Source organism: Halomonas sp. TG39a, from assembly GCF_000744395.1.
Classification (GTDB): domain Bacteria; phylum Pseudomonadota; class Gammaproteobacteria; order Pseudomonadales; family Halomonadaceae; genus Vreelandella; species Vreelandella ventosae_B.
Map to the genome: position 1 here is coordinate 1,113,260 of NZ_JQLV01000001.1, position 16,384 is coordinate 1,129,643.

The 16,384-nt window shown below is 55.9% G+C and carries 15 protein-coding genes; 11 read left to right on the forward strand and 4 right to left on the reverse strand.

Annotated features, from left to right (window positions below):
* The first annotated feature begins 254 nt into the window (after positions 1–254).
* Complete coding sequence (locus U738_RS04910) at positions 255–743, forward strand: Rsd/AlgQ family anti-sigma factor (protein ID WP_035577908.1); 489 nt, start codon at positions 255–257, stop codon at positions 741–743.
* A 75-nt stretch (positions 744–818) separates the two neighbouring features.
* On the opposite strand, the gene U738_RS04915 is transcribed toward U738_RS04910, so the two are convergent.
* On the reverse strand, positions 819–3,908 hold the full coding sequence (locus U738_RS04915; protein WP_035577911.1) for an efflux RND transporter permease subunit: 3,090 nt from the start codon (positions 3,906–3,908) through the stop codon (positions 819–821).
* Positions 3,892–5,013, reverse strand: a complete 1,122-nt coding sequence (locus U738_RS04920) for an efflux RND transporter periplasmic adaptor subunit (RefSeq protein WP_035577913.1) — start codon at positions 5,011–5,013, stop codon at positions 3,892–3,894. The genes U738_RS04915 and U738_RS04920 overlap by 17 nt, the downstream gene beginning before the upstream one ends.
* A gap of 243 nt (positions 5,014–5,256) precedes the next feature.
* Between U738_RS04920 and U738_RS04925 the strand changes: the two genes are divergently transcribed.
* The 3 genes from U738_RS04925 to U738_RS04935 all read left to right on the forward strand — a co-directional run bounded on the left by U738_RS04925 (position 5,257) and on the right by U738_RS04935 (position 6,843).
* Positions 5,257–6,231 (forward strand): malate dehydrogenase, encoded by a 975-nt coding sequence (locus U738_RS04925; RefSeq protein WP_035577915.1) that lies wholly within the window; start codon positions 5,257–5,259, stop codon positions 6,229–6,231.
* 128 nt (positions 6,232–6,359) lie between these two features.
* Positions 6,360–6,623, forward strand: a complete 264-nt coding sequence (locus U738_RS04930) for a DUF4160 domain-containing protein (protein ID WP_200882482.1) — start codon at positions 6,360–6,362, stop codon at positions 6,621–6,623.
* The gene (locus tag U738_RS04935; protein ID WP_035577917.1) at positions 6,604–6,843 is read left to right on the forward strand and encodes a DUF2442 domain-containing protein; all 240 of its coding nucleotides are present in this window, start codon (positions 6,604–6,606) and stop codon (positions 6,841–6,843) included. The genes U738_RS04930 and U738_RS04935 overlap by 20 nt, the downstream gene beginning before the upstream one ends.
* A gap of 209 nt (positions 6,844–7,052) precedes the next feature.
* Here U738_RS04935 and U738_RS04940 read toward each other — a convergent pair whose 3' ends face one another.
* Positions 7,053–7,709, reverse strand: a complete 657-nt coding sequence (locus U738_RS04940) for an HAD family hydrolase (RefSeq protein ID WP_035577919.1) — start codon at positions 7,707–7,709, stop codon at positions 7,053–7,055.
* Positions 7,710–7,937: 228 nt separating this feature from the next.
* Here U738_RS04940 and rppH point away from each other — a divergent pair, with 228 nt between their 5' ends.
* Entirely contained in the window at positions 7,938–8,429 is a 492-nt protein-coding gene (gene rppH / locus U738_RS04945; protein ID WP_022519684.1) for an RNA pyrophosphohydrolase, read from the forward strand.
* Between the two features lie 88 nt (positions 8,430–8,517).
* Positions 8,518–10,779 carry a phosphoenolpyruvate--protein phosphotransferase gene (ptsP, locus tag U738_RS04950; RefSeq protein WP_035577921.1) on the forward strand — a complete coding sequence of 754 codons (2,262 nt, stop codon included), beginning with the start codon at positions 8,518–8,520 and terminating at the stop codon, positions 10,777–10,779.
* Between the two features lie 7 nt (positions 10,780–10,786).
* Here the strand turns inward: ptsP and U738_RS04955 are convergent, their stop codons facing one another.
* Complete coding sequence (locus U738_RS04955; protein WP_035577923.1) at positions 10,787–11,578, reverse strand: NRDE family protein; 792 nt, start codon at positions 11,576–11,578, stop codon at positions 10,787–10,789.
* Between the two features lie 207 nt (positions 11,579–11,785).
* Between U738_RS04955 and U738_RS04960 the strand changes: the two genes are divergently transcribed.
* The 5 genes from U738_RS04960 (at position 11,786) to U738_RS04980 (ending at position 16,240) form a co-directional block, all read left to right on the forward strand.
* On the forward strand, positions 11,786–12,985 hold the full coding sequence (locus tag U738_RS04960) for a response regulator (RefSeq protein WP_035577924.1): 1,200 nt from the start codon (positions 11,786–11,788) through the stop codon (positions 12,983–12,985).
* A 176-nt stretch (positions 12,986–13,161) separates the two neighbouring features.
* Positions 13,162–13,956, forward strand: a complete 795-nt coding sequence (lgt, locus tag U738_RS04965; protein ID WP_035555440.1) for a prolipoprotein diacylglyceryl transferase — start codon at positions 13,162–13,164, stop codon at positions 13,954–13,956.
* 117 nt (positions 13,957–14,073) lie between these two features.
* Positions 14,074–14,892 carry a thymidylate synthase gene (locus U738_RS04970; RefSeq protein ID WP_035577926.1) on the forward strand — a complete coding sequence of 273 codons (819 nt, stop codon included), beginning with the start codon at positions 14,074–14,076 and terminating at the stop codon, positions 14,890–14,892.
* Positions 14,889–15,428: a dihydrofolate reductase gene (locus U738_RS04975; RefSeq protein ID WP_035577928.1), complete on the forward strand. Its 540-nt coding sequence runs from the start codon at positions 14,889–14,891 to the stop codon at positions 15,426–15,428. The genes U738_RS04970 and U738_RS04975 overlap by 4 nt, the downstream gene beginning before the upstream one ends.
* 20 nt (positions 15,429–15,448) lie before the next feature.
* Complete coding sequence (locus U738_RS04980; protein WP_035577930.1) at positions 15,449–16,240, forward strand: ProQ/FINO family protein; 792 nt, start codon at positions 15,449–15,451, stop codon at positions 16,238–16,240.
* The last annotated feature ends 144 nt before the right edge of the window (positions 16,241–16,384 follow it).

Consider the following 16,384-nt stretch of genomic DNA (forward strand, 5'->3'; position numbering starts at 1 on the left):
ACCGGAAGTTGAGAGCATAAATATAATTAATGTAATGCTAGCGCTAGCCGCTTGAGAGCAGTGTTTATGCGGCGTATTCAAAAGCGTTATTAGCAGTGAACGTTAAGTACCAAAGAAACCGTACCCGCTGGGATTGACAGCGGTAAGAGGAGGCGCGAACCTAGGCCTACCGTTGTTCTGAGCGGCTAAGCACAGTCAAAAGTAGTGTCGTTAAAAGTTGCTTAGTCAAAAGGTAAGTTTAAGGAGAAAGCCCCATGCTCGAAGATTGCAAAAATGCCCTGGAGCGCTGGGGTGGCGTGCATACGTTGATCGACCGCTGGCTGGATCAACGTCGTCATCTATTGGTCAGCTTTATTGAGCTAAAAGAAGCGTGTGATGCTGAACTGGAAGCGGTGAGCAAAGCACCCATCGATACCTTCAGTGAGCAGTTGATGGATTACATCAGCGCCGGACACTTTGAGATCTATCCGCAGCTTTCAGAAGAGGCTCAGGCCTTTGGTGATGAAAGCGCGCTTGTCATTGCGGAAAAATTGCTCGAACGTTTAGAAATGTCCACCGAGATGGTATTGGAGTTTGATACCGATTTTGGCTCCACGCTTAGCTGCGAGCAAAATATTGCCCGCCTGCCTGCCTGGATCGACCGCCTAGCCCGCGGCCTCACCGAACGCTTTGCCCTGGAAGACCAGCTAATCGCGCGCTTACATGCCGCCCACAGCCCTGAGCACAACAAAGCTCCCGCTTAAGCCCGCTATTAAACAGGCGCCGCCACGCGGCGCCTCTGCCATTCCAACTCCCCCTCACCCCTCACCCTTCACCCTTCACCCCCTGCGCCGTAATTTACCTCCAATCACCAACATACACGGCGTGAGTAGCAGCGTTAGCGCGGTGGCGAAGGTGAGCCCCCCGGCGATGGCGCTCGACATCTGCGTCCACCACTGGGCAGAAGGGGCATTGAAACCCAGGGCAGGGGTGAAGAGGTCTACATTGATCCCCAGCACCATTGGCATTAACCCCAGCACCGTGGTAATCGCCGTTAATAGCACCGGGCGCAGGCGTAAACAGCCCGCTTCCAGCGCCGCCTCGCCGGGTGTCATACCCTGGCCGCGTAGCTCGTTGTAGGTATCGATCAAGACGATATTGTTATTAACCACAATGCCCGCCAGAGCAATCACCCCCATTCCCACCATGACAATGCCGAACGCCTGACCGGTGATCAGCAGACCCATCAGCACCCCGGCGGTAGAGAACACAATCGCCGACAGCACCAAGCCCGCCTGATAGAAGCTATTGAATTGCGTGACCAGAATCAGCGCCATCAAACCGATAGCAATCAAGAACGCGCTGGCCAGGAACTGCATCGATTCCTGTTGATCCTCCTGCTCTCCGGCCACATTAACCATTAAGCCGTCAGGCAGGCTGTCGCTGCCAGCTTCCAGCAGGGCACCCAGGCGCTCATCAGCGAGATAGCCGGGGGCAAGGTCGGCGTCTATCGTAATGGCGCGTCGGCCATCAATGCGGTTGAGCGTACCGACTTTAGGTGCCGGTTCCAGGGTCACAAAATGCGAGATGGGCACCTGGCCCCGCTGGGTATTGATCGTCAAGCGCTCGAGTTGATCCAGTGAACGCCAGTTTTGCGGCAGACGCACGCGGATATCCACTTCATCGCTGACTTCCGGCGGCCGATAGCTCGCTACCTGAAGGCCGGTAGTAAGCAGTTGTACCGCGCTGCCAATAGTGGTGACATCGGTGCCCATGCGCGCCGCGGCTTCCCGGTCCACGTTAACCTGCCACTCCACGCCGGGCAGACTGCGGTTATCCTGAATGTCGGTAAAACCACCCAGCTCGCGCATTAACTGGGTAAGTTGGTTAACCCCTGCATCGGCAACGTCAGGATTCGTGGCGCTCACTTCCAGCACAATCGGTTTGCCGCCGCCAGGGCCCATCTCCTGCTCCTGAAACTCCAGCGTAATACCGGGAATATCCCCTGCACGCTCGGCCATATCGTCCAAAATAGCCTGGGCGGGACGGCGCTCATGCCAGTCGATAAACTGGAACTGCAGCATGCCGATCACGTCATTGCCCATCTGTTCGTTGGGCACTGCAAACGAACGCGCATACAGCGCCCTCACTTCGCTCATGCCAGATAGCTGCGCTTCCACCCGCTGAACGATGGCATCGGTCTCGACGGCAGAAAAATCGCCCCGGGCGCGCACCAGCACCTGGGCGCTGTCAGGTTCCACGCTGGGGAAGAAGTCGACGCCGTGGTTGAAGCGTGCATAGCCGGTATATAGCAGCGCCATTAACAGCACCGTCACCAGCAGTACCCAGGCAGGGTGCTTGAGTAGCCTGGACAATAGATGGCGATAACCCCGCCCAAACGACGTCGTCGCTTCTTCCTCATGGTTGCTATCTGCATGTGTCGCGTCTGTTTGTTTGGCCTCCGAGCGCGTAAACAAGCGCCCCAGCGTGGGCAAAAACACCAGCGCCATGGCCAACGATGCTAAAAGGCACAAAATCACCGTGGCGGGCAGGTACTTCATAAACTGGCCGACCACGCCGGGCCAGAACAGCAGGGGAATAAACACCGCGAGCGTAGTGGCGGTGGAGGCGATGACCGGCCAGCTCATGCGCGAAGCCGCGTTAAGCCACGCCTGATGGGGTGTTTGACCATCACGTAAATGGCGATCAGCAAGCTCGCTGACCACGATCGCGCCATCCACTAGCATGCCCGCCACCAGAATCAGCGCGAACAGCACCACGATATTGAGCGTAAAACCGAATGCCCACACCAGCAGGATGCCGGTTAAAAACGCGCCGGGAATGGTAAGCCCGACTAACAGCGCCATGCGCCAGCCCATGGCCGCGACCACCACGATCAGCACCAGCACCACGGCAGTCAGCACGTTGTTGAGTAGCTCGGAGAGCATATTCTCCACGGTGGTCGACTCATCCAGAATGGTGGTGAAACGTAACTGCTCGGGAAGCAGGTCATCGGCTTCGGCCAATCGTTCACGTACCGCGCCAATGGTGGCGATAATATTCGCCCCCGCGCGTTTGGAAATTTCCAGCACCACCGCGGGCTGGCCATCAATGCGGGCGAAGCCTTCCGGCTCTTTATATGTGGGGTTGATCCACGCCACATCGCCAAAAGTGACCACGCGATCCTCATCGACCTTGACCGGCATATTCATGACGTCCTCAAGGGACTCAATAATGCCGGGGACTTTTAACGCCAGGCGCCCCGCGCCGGTATCCAAGCTACCCGCTGCCACCAAGCGGTTATTGCGCGATACCTGATTAAACAACGCATCAAAATCGACCCCGTAGCTCTCCAGCACCAGCGGATCAACGACGATTTCCAGCAAGTCTTCCCGCTCACCGGCGATGTCGACTTCCAGTACATCGGCGATGCCTTCGATCTCTTCCTGCAGGCGCCGGGCAATCGACATTCGTTCCCGGGTGTCCAACTGCCCCGAAAGGCCGATGGTCAACACCGGAAACTCCGATACATTAACCTCCATCACCCGCGGCTCATCCGCTTCTGAAGGCAGCTCGCTGCGGGCAATATCCACCCGGTCGCGCACGTCGGTCAGTGCGGTGTCGGGGTCAAAGCCAGGGTCGAATTCCAGCGTGATTGAGCCATGGCCTTCGCTGGATTGAGCGGTGAACTTACGCAGCCCCTCGATGCCACGCAGCTCCTGCTCCATGGGGCGAATCAGCAGCCGCTCGCCATCTTCGGGGCTAACGCCCTCCAGCGACAGCGAGACGTAAATCATCGGAATGGTAACGTCGGGGTTGGCTTCCTTGGGGATCATCTGCCAAGCAGTGATGCCTGCCAGCAGCAGGCTCACCAACAGCAATAACGTCGTACGGGTGTGGGCTAGCGCCGCATTAATCAACTGGCGCATGGACGCTATCCTGGCCGGGTGACGGTTGTGAAATGGTGGCCTCTTCAGTCATTACTGGGCTGACCGTTTCGCCAACGTTGACCATGCCTGCGCCCAGGGTGATCAGGCGAAGCGGGTCGGCCAGGCCAGTCACGTAGGCGCGCTGGGTATCGGCACTTACCAGTTCCACAGCGGTCTGCTGTACCTGATCGTTGTCATCCAGATGCTTGACCGCCAGTTGGCCTTCGCTATTCAAGCTCAGCAGCGCAGGCGAAAGGGTATGCACTTGGCGCGGGGGGAGGGTGATGGTCAGCTCGGCGCTGCCACCTGCTAAACGCTTACCGGCCGGATTATCCAGCGTCGCTTCAATATAAAAACTGCGCGTGGCCTCTTCGGCGCGGTGGCTAATAAAGGTCAGTTCACCCTCCAGGTGGTCACCGTTCAGCAGTCGTGCAGTCACCGGCAGGCCTACGCTTAAATCACCCACCTGCTGCTGAGAGACCCAGGCAGCGCCTTTCAAGCGGCGGTCGTCGACCAACTGGCCCCACTCCTCGCCGGGCTGCAGCAAGTCGCCCAGTTCCACCTGTACGCGGTTAAGCACCCCATCAAAAGGCGCGGTGGGGCGGCTGTCATCCAGTTGATTCTGCAGCTGAGCCACCGAGGCAGCGCTGGCGCTTAGCGCGCTCTGCAGGCGCAGTAGCTCTGGCTGGGAGATCAGTTCCCGCTGGCGCAGGTTGCGTGCCCCGGCATATTCCGCCTCGGCAACTGCTAGCTCGTCACGGGCCTGCTGCAACTGCTCGGGCAAAGCGTCGTTATCAATGACCAACAGCGTATCGCCCGCCTCAACGCGGCTACCTTGGGCCACCGGCTTCTCGTCTACAAAGCCCGCTACGTTGGCGCGCAGGGTGGTTTCACGCTCGGCAGTCAACTGGCCTTGAATAATCTGCTGGGGAATAAACGGTGTGCTCTGCTGCACGACAATTTCGACCCGCGAACCCGCTTCGATTTGATCGGGGGCGTCAGGAGGCGTGGTTTGAAAGCGCTGAAAATTACCAAAAGCGAGCCATATCACTAGTGCCAGCACCAGTAGGCTAGCTAGGGCATAAGAAAACGGGATTCTTCGCATGGAGCGTCCATGTCCTTAGCAAAACAAGAAAGGAGGGGCATAAAGCCGAAGATACCATAGCGCAACTCAACCTTTTCAGCGAGTAGCACGCCAATGGAAGGAAAGCTTGTGTGTCAAATGGCAAGTAGTCTCATGTCTGATTGAGTTTTTGTCCGGCTGGGCATACCATCTTTGCGTCTTGAGTTCTGTTAAGCCACTCCTCAGGCGAGAACCATCCCTAGGCGAACCAATCAAGGAGCAATGATGAAAGATCCAGTACGTATTGCGATTACCGGCGGTGCCGGTCAGATCAGCTACTCTCTCATTTTCCGCATCGCCGCTGGCGACATGCTGGGGCCGGATCAACCCGTCATTCTCCAGCTGCTGGAAATTCCCCAGGCAATGGACGCCCTGAATGGCGTGGTAATGGAAGTTAACGACTGTGCCTTCCCGCTGGTGCAAGACATCGTTGCCACCGACGACCCAAACACTGCCTTTAAAGACGCTGACTTTGCCCTGCTAGTAGGTGCGCGTCCGCGTGGCCCGGGTATGGAGCGTAAAGATCTGCTGGAAGCCAACGCAGCAATCTTCTCTGTTCAAGGTAAAGCATTGAACGATCACGCCAGCCGTGATGTGAAAGTGCTGGTGGTCGGCAACCCCGCCAACACCAACGCGCTAATTGCTTCCTGCAACGCGCCGGATCTGGACGCAGGTCAGTTCACCGCCATGACGCGTTTGGATCACAACCGCGCCCTGACCCAGCTGGCACAGAAAACCGGTAAGCACGTCACTGACGTTGAAAACATGATCATCTGGGGCAACCACAGTGCCACCCAGTACCCGGATCTTGCCCAGTGCAAAGTCGACGGCAAAGCAGCGTTCGATCTGGTTGAGCGCGACTGGTACGAAAATGACTTTATCCCCACCGTGCAGCAGCGCGGCGCGGCGATCATCAAAGCACGTGGCGCCTCTTCTGCCGCCTCTGCTGCTTCTTCAGCCATCGACCACATGCACGACTGGGCGCTGGGTTCCAAAGGCATCGTCAGCATGGCGATTCCGTCTGACGGCAGCTACGGCATCGAAGAAGGCATCATCTACTCCTACCCGGTACGTTGCCAGGGTGGCAAGTATGAAATCGTTCAAGGCTTCGAAATTGACGAATTCAGCCAAGAGAAGATGAAAGCCACCGAGAAAGAACTGCGCGAAGAGCGTGCCGCGGTCGAGCACCTGCTCGGCTAAACGCGCCCGCTGACGCTTTTAGATAAGCGCCAGTCAAAGCCAAACCCCGTAAGCGTGATGCTTACGGGGTTTTTTATTGCCGAGATTCGCCTGGGGCTTTGCAAGTGACGGTATGGCTAGGGGTTGCTATGCTTCTAGTCTCACAGGCAGAGGTAATTGAAGTGCCAACGTTACTAAATGAAAAAGGCTTCAAGTTCTTTTTTTACGCCAATGAACACCCTCCACCCCATGTGCATGTGATGAAGTCAGATGGCTGGGCTAAAGTTGAGATTGAGACTGAAGTCGTGGTTTATTCATCATTAAAGAAGCAGGAACTCAAGGAGTGCCTTGAGTTGATTAGCTCGCATAAACAGCAATTTTTGGAGACTTGGAATGACTGGTTTAGCAGGTAAAGAAGTCCATTTTGATGACCATTACCTCCATGTCGAGCTGAGCGATGGGAGGCGTATCTCAACACCTATGAACTGGTATCCTGAGCTTGAGCAGGCCTCTGTTAAGGTGCTGCGGCATTACCAATTTATTTGTGACGCCACAGGCATAGAGTGGCCAGATATTGATTACCATTTGAGTATTGCCGCAATGTTGGAAACGCGTGCACAAAAAGTAGCTTAAGCGCGCAGCGTTGCCAGATATGGTGTGACGCCACTGGGCGCCGTTCCGCCGCCTCCTGAACTGACCCCCGAAAGTTGGACACTTTAATCCAACCTTCGGGATATGTTGATGAGACCTATACTCCTGACGATTCACGATTCACGATTCACGATTCACGATTCACGATTCACGATTCACGATTCACGATTCACGATTCACGATTCACCAACTCAATCCCGCAAACTCATGATCCGCCACTGACGCTCTTTGGCAACTTCGCGCAGGGTGTCGTCGGGGTCGACGGCGACGGGGTGCTCGACTATTTCTAACAGCGGCAAATCATTGTGCGAGTCGCTGTAGAACCAGGCGCCTTCCATGGTAAGGTCTTGACCTTCCAGCCACTTTTCCAAGCGGGTGACTTTGCCTTCGCGGTAGCTGGGAATGCCCGAAACGCGCCCCGTGTAGCGGCCCTCTTTGACTTCCGGATTCACCGCAATTAAGTGATCCACACCCAGGCGTTCGGCAATGGGCGCGGTAATAAAGCGGTTGGTGGCGGTAATAATCAGCAGCGTATCGCCTTTGGTACGGTGGCGCGCAAGCAGCTCTTCCGCTTTGGGCAGAATATTAGGCTCGATTTTGCTGACCATAAACTGCTGATGCCACGCCGAAAGCTGTTCAGGTGAATTATCGGCCAGCGGTTTAAGCGCCATTTCCAAAAAGGCCGCCATATCCAGAGTGCCCGCGTTGTAATCGGCCATAAAGCGCTCGTTGGCTTCCCGGTAAGCCACCGGGTCGACTGCCCCTTGTTCGAGTAAAAACTCGCCCCAGGCATGATCGCTGTCGATGGATAGCAGCGTATTATCCAAATCGAAAATGGCCAGACTCACGGCGCTCCCCTTTTTTAGTCAGTGGTTAGTAGTGGTGTATCTGTCGTGCTTAAAAGACGCTAGTAAGGCAAATAGCGGACGCGGATTATCGCAGAGTCGTCCTGCCATTCCCACCAACGATAGGGCTAATACAAAGTAAGCATTCACCACTTAGCGTTATATTGTATTGATACGCTTGTCACCCTTGTGGAAAAATGGGGACAACTGAAAATTTATAAGGTGATGTCCGTGATCGACGCTGACGGCTTTCGCCCCAATGTTGGCATCATCATTGCCAATAGCCAGGGGCAGCTGCTTTGGGCACGTCGGGTAGGACAAAATGCGTGGCAATTTCCCCAGGGGGGCATCAATGCAAGCGAGACGCCACAACAAGCACTTTTTCGTGAGCTTTACGAAGAGATCGGCCTAACCGCCGACGATGTTGATATTGTTGCCTGCACCCGGGGCTGGCTACGCTACCGTCTGCCACGACGTATGATTCGCACACATTCGCGTCCGGTCTGTATAGGCCAGAAGCAGAAGTGGTTTTTACTTAAAATCCGTTGCCAGGAAAGCCAAATCTGTATGACGGCAACCCCAACCCCCGAATTTGATGGGTGGCGGTGGGTGAGCTACTGGTACCCGCTAGGGCAGGTAGTGCCTTTTAAGCGAGAGGTATACCGGCGCGCGCTGCGAGAGTTGTCTCCCCGCGTTCAGCGTCTGGCACAGGATGACGATTAGGGTGATTCGCTGCTGCCCACCGTAGGGCGGCAGCAGTCTGCCAGGAAATTCCTCAGCGAGGCAAATAATAGTGAAAAGTAAAACGTCCATGCTTGAGGTGCTGCGCCGGGTGATTCAGGAAGTGAACGGCGCGCGCACCCTCGACGCCGCGCTGTCCACGATGGTACGCCGAATTCGTAAAGCGATGCAGACCGACGTCTGCTCCTTCTATCTCTACGATAAAGAGCTAGAGTCGCTTGTATTGATGGAAACCATCGGCTTGCGCACCCAGGCGGTAGGGCGCGTAGTCCTGCCGTTAGGCGAAGGCCTGGTGGGCTTGGTGGCTAAGCGCAGCGAGCCGCTGAACCTCGAAGATGCCCAGACCCACCCGCAGTTCCGCTATTTTGAAGCCACCGGAGAAGAGCGCTACTCCAGCTTTTTGGGTGTGCCGATTATTCACCAGCGCCATATGCTTGGCGTATTGGTGGTTCAGCAAGCCGAAAAGCGCCGCTACGATGATGAAGACGAAGCCTTTCTGGTCACCATGGCGGCGCAGCTGGCAGGGGTCTTAGCCCACGCATTGGCCACCGGCAACCTGTTGCGCCCGGCGCTTGCCGGTGGCCAGGCAATGTTTAAAGGTGTCGCCGCTTCGCCAGGCATGGCCATGGGGGAGGCGGTAGTGATTACGCCGCCTGCCGATTTAAATAGCGTGCCCGACCTGATTCCCCGTGATCAGGATTATGAAGTTGCCCGCCTAAAAGAAGCCATTGGCAAAACCCGCAGCGAAATTCGTGCCGCCGCCGAGCGTTTGGCAAGCCGCATCTCCGCTCAGGAGCTGGCGCTGTTTGATGTTTACCAACAAATGCTCGGCGAAGCGGCGCTTGCCGATGAGGTGGAGAAACGCATTCGCGAAGGGCAGTGGGCGCCCGGCGCGCTGGCCGATGTAGTACGCCGCCATGTCCAGTACTTGGAGCGGGTAGACGATAACTACCTGCGTGAGCGTGCAGCGGATATTCGCGACCTGGGGCGTCGGGTGCTTGCCCACCTCCAAGAAGATACCCCCTCTACGCCGGAAACCTACCCCGATAACGCCATTTTGGTCGGTGATGAAATCAGCGTGGCCATGTTGGGCGAAGTGCCTCGCGATAAGCTCAAAGGGCTGGTCTCGGTACGTGGCTCCAGCACGTCCCATGTGGCGATTGTGGCCCGCGCCATGGGCATTCCGACGGTGTTGGGCATGGTCGATTTGCCGTTGCCGCGGCTAGGCGGTGCGCCGGTTGTGCTAGATGGCCACCGTGGCCGACTGTTTGTGCGCCCCTCGCCTGAACTAACGGCACGTTATGAAAGTCTGATCGCCGAAGAAGAGGCGCTCAGCGAACTGCTTGAGCACGAACAGGATCTGCCCAGCGCCACACCCGACGGCCACGTCATGCCGCTAATGGTCAATACCGGTTTGGCGGTAGATGCCACTGCGTTGCTAAAAAGCCGTATCGGTGGGGTGGGGCTCTACCGAACCGAAGTGCCGTTTATGATTACTGAACGCTTCCCCGGCGAAAAAGAGCAAACCAAACTCTATCGAGACCAGCTTGAAGGCTTTGCGCCGCTGCCGGTGGTGATGCGTACCCTGGATATTGGCGGTGATAAAGACCTGCCCTACTTCCCGATTGAAGAGGCCAATCCGTTTCTAGGCTGGCGCGGTATGCGCGTCACGCTGGATCACCCGGAAGTGCTGATGGTGCAACTGCGCGCCATGCTCAAAGCCTCGATCGACCTGGATAACCTCTACGTACTGTTCCCGATGATCACCAACGTCGAAGAGGTCGACGAAGCGCTGCGCCTGCTGGATCGCGCCATTCTGGAATTGGGTGAAGAGGGCATTACTGTCGTTAGGCCCCAAGTGGGCGTGATGATCGAGGTGCCCGCCACTATCTACCAAATGGATGCGCTAGCGAAACGCGTCGATTTCTTCTCAGTGGGCAGCAACGATCTCACTCAGTACCTGCTGGCGGTGGATCGCAATAACCCGCGCGTATCAAGCCTTTACGACGCGCTTCACCCGGCGCTGCTGGGGGCGCTGCTTGAACTGGCCAACGATGCCACGCGGTTGAAAAAGCCTATTTCGCTATGCGGTGAATTGGCTGGCGACCCAGCTGGGGCGTTGCTGCTCATGGCCATGGGCTTTACCAGTCTCTCCATGAATGCGCCTAGCCTGCCCAAAGTGCGCGCGGCCATTCGCCGGGTTCCGCTTAGCGATGCCGAGAAGTTGCTCAAAGAAGTGATGGAGCTGGATACACCTGCCCAGGTGCATACCCATTTAGAAGGGCGTATGGATGAGTGGCAGTTGTCGCACCTGATGCCACCCCGTGACTAGGCAAACCCTAGAGCGTTGATGCTAGCGAATCGTTGGCCAGCGCCAGGGTGGTTTCACCCTCAAAGCGTCCCCGCGGCCCAAAGCGCTGTTCGGTAATTCTGATGTGCCCGTGGCTATCCAGGGTTAGCCACGAAGTGGCGCGGGTGCCGTAGTGTTCGCCAACTATAAACGCCGCCGAAAGCTGGCGCTCCAGCTCAAGGCCAGCGCCGGTATCCGGTAATGCCTCGACAGCCGCTTCTTGCGGGTTCTGCATTGCGCGCTGAACCGCGGTTGGCCAGCATCCTGGCTGCAAAATAGCGTCCTCAAGCGCCCTACGCACATCTAACAGCTTTGGCCAGGGGGAGTTAAGATCGGCGTTGGATAAACCATGCACGCCGGGGGGCACTTCGCTGAGAGCCAAGCGATCGCGGCCCCGGTGCAGGTGCCAAAGCCGCTGTGGTGTTGCGACTAATAAATTAAAGCCAGCATAGCGCAACGCCTCTCCCTGGCTAAGCTCCCTTAACCATGCTTCAATATTGCCACACTGCAAGGCACCAGCGACCAATTCGCCTCGGCTAGGCGCACCGGGTGGCACACTTAGTTGCAGGTCACGCACATTGGTTAAGGCCGCCACGACACCGCCACGCCTGGCCGCCATCCATGAGCCACCGGCCTCTAAATCACGCCCACCGACAACGTCAGGGCTATCTTGCCACTCACCCATGGGCGCGGTGGGGCGCGCATAAAACTCATCACGGTTACCCATCAGCCGCAAAGGCGTGGGTGTGCCGGGTTGCCAAGCAAACGATATCAAGCACATAACAAACTCGTAGACAAAAAGGGTGGAGAGCGTTCAACGCAACAGCCGCATGACAGTAACGAAGTGTAGACGTACACTTACATCGGTATCATATTTGTAGCATAAATCATCACACAGAAAGGGGTGATTTATGAGTGTCGGCAGTTCGCGCAAAGGTTAAAGCGGTCACGTTATCAGCGGCCATGCGGCTAATAGGAAGGCGAGATCATGCAGCACTATCAAAGGGAGCACTTTTGGAACGCCATTGTTTGGCCTCTGCTGTGGCCTCTATTGCTTGTACAAGCAGCACTAGTTGTGCTCTGTCTGTTGGTTGGCGCAATGGTGTGGGGGATGTCGCCCAGTTACGCTTCCTGGAGCACCATGCTGTGGTTAATGGCGGCTCTGCTTGTCGGCAGTAGTTTAAACGTTGGCGCCTTTCTGATGCTGGTGAAAGCCCGCGCTCGGCGCAAAGATAGCCGTTTTATGCAAGAACTCACCGAACTTGAACGGCATAGTCAGGCCCTGTGCGCCACCGCTGCACGTTCGTTACCCGAACATAAATGTTCTCCTCCGGATGCTGCCGACGAATCCCATCTACCTCTTCAGCGCTTGGCCAACGTTAATGAAGTGCTAGCCGGTCTTGAGCGCTGCATGCACTGCTCGCAAGTAGCCACTGCCGCGACTAAGAACACCCAGCAGGAGCATGAGCAAACCCTGTTGGACGACCTTCAGCATCAGCAGCGTCAGCTCAAACTGTTAATGGCAGGCCGCGAAAGAGCGCGGGAAGAGTCGCGTTTGAAATCAGGCTATTTAACGTTGCTGCAGCGTGAAACGGATAACTTGTTAGATCATTTAAGTGCGATGGCTGAAAAAGAGATTACCGATAGCTTTCGACAAAATGTCATGGAAGTGTACGAGCACGTCTCGGATATCCGTGCGCTATTGGTGAACCTCGTTCAGCAAGGTGCTGAGCAGGATGCTGGACAAGCTGCTGTAAGCAGTGCAACAGAGGTGGGAGACTGCGAGCACACAGGGGACCAGCGCAATTTACGTGTATTAGTCGTCGATGATGGTCCGGTCAATTTGATGTTGGCGCGGCAAATGCTGGAATCCCAAGGCCTAAAGGTGGAAGGCGTCAGCAGCGGCGAGCAAGCGTTGGAGCGCCAAAGAAACACCCGCTTTGATCTGGTGTTTATGGATATCTTTATGCCCACTCTGGACGGGCGTGAAACTACCCGGCGCTGGCGCGAGTACGAGCGCAAAAGTGGCGGCAGTCCAAGCGTGCTGGTCGCGTTAACGGCCAATATCGACAATGCCGGGCGCGATGCCTGTTTAGCTGCCGGTATGGATGACCTGCTCGCCAAGCCCTATCAACCTGAAACTCTTCTTAATATGATTGTCCGCTGGTTTCCAGGTGCGCAGGATTAAAGCGCCGCCGCCTAAATGACGATAAAGGTGGCTTTCTGAGCATGCCGACTTATCATTGCCCCGTGACATTGGCGCACGCATCGTGGCGGTAGCCTGTGGTGACGATGTACGGTTGCTAAATGCCTACCTCCGCGAGAAGGCCTCATTAATTCCTTTGGTCAGATTAGAGAGTTTAAATGATTAATTACCCAACGATTGACCCAGTGGCAATCTCCTTAGGGCCACTGCAAGTCCATTGGTATGGCCTGATGTACGTTGTGGGTTTTGTAGCGGCCTGGTGGCTCGGCTGTCGGCGCGCATCGCGTATCGGCCTCAATAATGACGATATCGGCGATTTACTCTTCTATTGCGCGATCGGTGTCGTGGCCGGTGGGCGTTTAGGGTACGCGCTGTTTTATGGGCTAGGGCAATGGACAGCAGACCCGCTCTGGATCTTCCGCGTATGGGATGGCGGCATGAGCTTCCACGGTGGCCTGCTCGGCGTATTGCTCGCTGCCTGGATATTCGCCCGTCGTAAACAGCTGGCATTTTTAACCCTTACCGATTTCATCGCCCCGTTAGTGCCAATTGGCTTAGGTGCCGGGCGTATCGGTAACTTTATTAATCATGAGCTACCGGGTCGCGTGACTTCGCTACCCTGGGGCATGCCATTTCCCGGTATGGGGCCTGAAGCGCGTCATCCATCAGCACTTTATGAAGCCCTGTTAGAAGGCGTCGTACTGTTTGCTATTCTGTGGTGGGTCTCGGCTAAGCCAACATCCCGTGGCTTTTTATCCGGGCTATTCTTAGTCTGCTACGGCGTATTCCGATTCATGGTCGAGTTTGTCCGCATGCCCGACGCACATATCGGCTTTATCGCCTTCGGCTGGGTCACCATGGGCATGCTGCTCTCACTACCGATGATTGCGCTGGGCCTAGTCATCATCGCCTGGTCACGTTCCCAGCCAGTAGATGTAAAAGTCGCAAATTAAGCAGCGCGCAGCGGTGCCGGGGTTGGTCGAATAACGCTAACCAGCCGGCACCGCTAGACCGAGCCGCTATGGGCGCCTAGAATAAACCGCTACATCGCCTGTTAATTTGGAAATTCTGTGACTGCTACAACGCCCGCGCTTGAGCAACCCTATTTAGACCTGATGCAAACCGTTTTGGAGCATGGTGTTGACCGCCACGACCGTACAGGCGTAGGCACCCGCTCCGTGTTTGGCCATCAAATGCGCTTTGATTTGTCGCGTGGTTTTCCGCTACTGACCACCAAAAAACTCCACCTGCGCTCTATCATTCACGAACTACTGTGGTTCCTGAAAGGCGACACCAACATCGCCTATTTAAAAGAGAACGGCGTGCGGATCTGGGACGAGTGGGCGGATGAAAACGGCGACCTAGGCCCCGTGTACGGCTACCAGTGGCGCAGTTGGCCCGATCCCAAAGGCGGCAGCGTTGACCAAATTTCCAAAGTGCTTGGCCAAATTCGCACCACGCCCCAATCGCGGCGTTTGATTGTCTCGGCCTGGAACCCAGCCCAGGTCGATGAAATGCAGCTACCGCCGTGCCATTGCCTGTTTCAGTTCTACGTCGCCAATGGAAAGCTGTCATGCCAGCTCTATCAACGCAGTGCCGACATTTTCCTCGGTGTACCGTTTAATATTGCAAGCTACGCCTTACTGCTGACCATGGTTGCCCAAGTGACTGGCCTGAAGCCGGGCGAATTTATCCACACCCTAGGCGATGCCCACCTGTACAGTAATCATCTTGAGCAGGCCAAAGAACAGCTGTCGCGCACCCCCAAAGCAGCGCCTAAACTGGTGCTTAACCCCGAAATAGACGATCTGTTCGCATTCCGTTTCGAAGATATCCACATTGATGCTTACGAGGCGCACCCGCACATCAAAGCCGAGGTAGCGGTATGAGCCAGCAGAAAGATACCTTTGACTCCCTGGTGCCTGTAGCAATGATCGTCGCCATGGCGAAAAATCGAGTGATCGGCGTAGAGGGCAAGCTACCTTGGTACCTGCCCGAAGATTTAAAGTTTTTCAAACGCATGACCCAGGCAAAACCGCTGGTAATGGGGCGTAAAACCTACGCATCCATTGGCAAGCCGCTGCCGAATCGGCTTAATGTGGTGGTGACGCGCAACACCGAGTTTTCCCACGAAGGTGTACGCGTATGCCACGACCTGCCTGCAGCGCTAGAACTAGCTGACCAGCACGCCACTATAGAAGCAGCAGAAGAGATCATGGTCATGGGAGGCGGAGAGATATACCGCCAGGCGTTACCCTTTGCCCAGCGGCTCTACATAACGGAAGTGGATATAGACGTAGAAGGCGACGCCACGTTTCCTGACTTCGACCCCAGCGAATGGAAAGAAGTACAGCGCGTAGCAGGGCAGCCAGCTGAAGGGCAGCCAAGCTATGATTTTGTGGTCTACGAGCGTATCGCTGACTGAAAAGGTCAAAGGAGAAGGCTATGGCCGCCAGCTTAATGAATATGTTGGATGACTTAGAAACACGTCTTGAACGCACACAAGCTGAGCTACAAGCCCTGCGCGAAGAAAATCAGCGGCTAAAACAGCAATTGGCGCTGAAAGACGCCCAAGCCCAAAGCGTGCCAAGCTCAGAAACCGCGACGACAATAGAAACTGAAACGCATAACGAAGAAGTGCTCAGCGACGATGCGCCAGAGGCGGCAGCTCAAGACACTAAAGCCTTCGAAGAAGAACCAGCTGAAGAGCAAGTCCCTGAACCTGAAGAAGTCTCTGCACAAAAAGCGCCCAGCGAAGCGGCTAGCGACCCTAAAACAGCGTCAGTGCCTTCGCCGCACGCCCTGCTTAATCAATGGTATGAGCGCTACCCCAAAGCGTTTTTTAAGGGGCACACCAAACCGCTAAAAGTAGGCATTCACCAAGAGCTTGCCGAGCGCGAAGAGTGGCCAAATAAACTGATTCGCCGCGCCTTAGCCAACTACGTGAACCTTCCTCGCTACATAAAAGCCGTGCGAGAGGGTGTTGAGCGGGTAGATTTAGATGGTCAGCCTGCCGGCAAGGTTGATAAGCAATCGGCACTGCATGCAGCAGAAAAACGTGGTGATCAGAAAGGGCCGCAGCCGTCCAAGAAAGCGCCACCCAAACCGAAGCCTGTTGCGCATAAACCCCGCCAAGAGGCGGCAGAGCAGGCAGAAAACGAAAAAAGCGAGCCGCGTAAGCCGCTTAGCATGGAAGACAAATTGTTAGGCCTACAGCAAAAATTCAAAGGCCGCTGAGACCAGGTCAGTAGGCAGGGGTTCCATAAAAAAGCACAAATAGTAAGAAAACACTGTTTTTTTCTATTGCGTTCCCTTGAGTCCCGGTATAGAGTTTGTTCTGCGAGCATTGGACTATAACAAGGCTTAGTTGAGGACATGCCG

Bases quoted from the DNA above. Each gene is read 5' to 3' on its own strand.
- U738_RS04910 (WP_035577908.1), top strand. From the start codon at position 255: ATGCTCGAAGATTGCAAAAATGCCCTGGAGCGCTGGGGTGGCGTGCAT.
- U738_RS04915 (WP_035577911.1), bottom strand. From the start codon at position 3,908: ATGCGCCAGTTGATTAATGCGGCGCTAGCCCACACCCGTACGACGTTA.
- U738_RS04920 (WP_035577913.1), bottom strand. From the start codon at position 5,013: ATGCGAAGAATCCCGTTTTCTTATGCCCTAGCTAGCCTACTGGTGCTG.
- U738_RS04925 (WP_035577915.1), top strand. From the start codon at position 5,257: ATGAAAGATCCAGTACGTATTGCGATTACCGGCGGTGCCGGTCAGATC.
- U738_RS04930 (WP_200882482.1), top strand. From the start codon at position 6,360: ATGCTTCTAGTCTCACAGGCAGAGGTAATTGAAGTGCCAACGTTACTA.
- U738_RS04935 (WP_035577917.1), top strand. From the start codon at position 6,604: ATGACTGGTTTAGCAGGTAAAGAAGTCCATTTTGATGACCATTACCTC.
- ptsP (WP_035577921.1), top strand. From the start codon at position 8,518: ATGCTTGAGGTGCTGCGCCGGGTGATTCAGGAAGTGAACGGCGCGCGC.
- U738_RS04955 (WP_035577923.1), bottom strand. From the start codon at position 11,578: ATGTGCTTGATATCGTTTGCTTGGCAACCCGGCACACCCACGCCTTTG.
- U738_RS04960 (WP_035577924.1), top strand. From the start codon at position 11,786: ATGCAGCACTATCAAAGGGAGCACTTTTGGAACGCCATTGTTTGGCCT.
- lgt (WP_035555440.1), top strand. From the start codon at position 13,162: ATGATTAATTACCCAACGATTGACCCAGTGGCAATCTCCTTAGGGCCA.
- U738_RS04975 (WP_035577928.1), top strand. From the start codon at position 14,889: ATGAGCCAGCAGAAAGATACCTTTGACTCCCTGGTGCCTGTAGCAATG.
- U738_RS04980 (WP_035577930.1), top strand. From the start codon at position 15,449: ATGGCCGCCAGCTTAATGAATATGTTGGATGACTTAGAAACACGTCTT.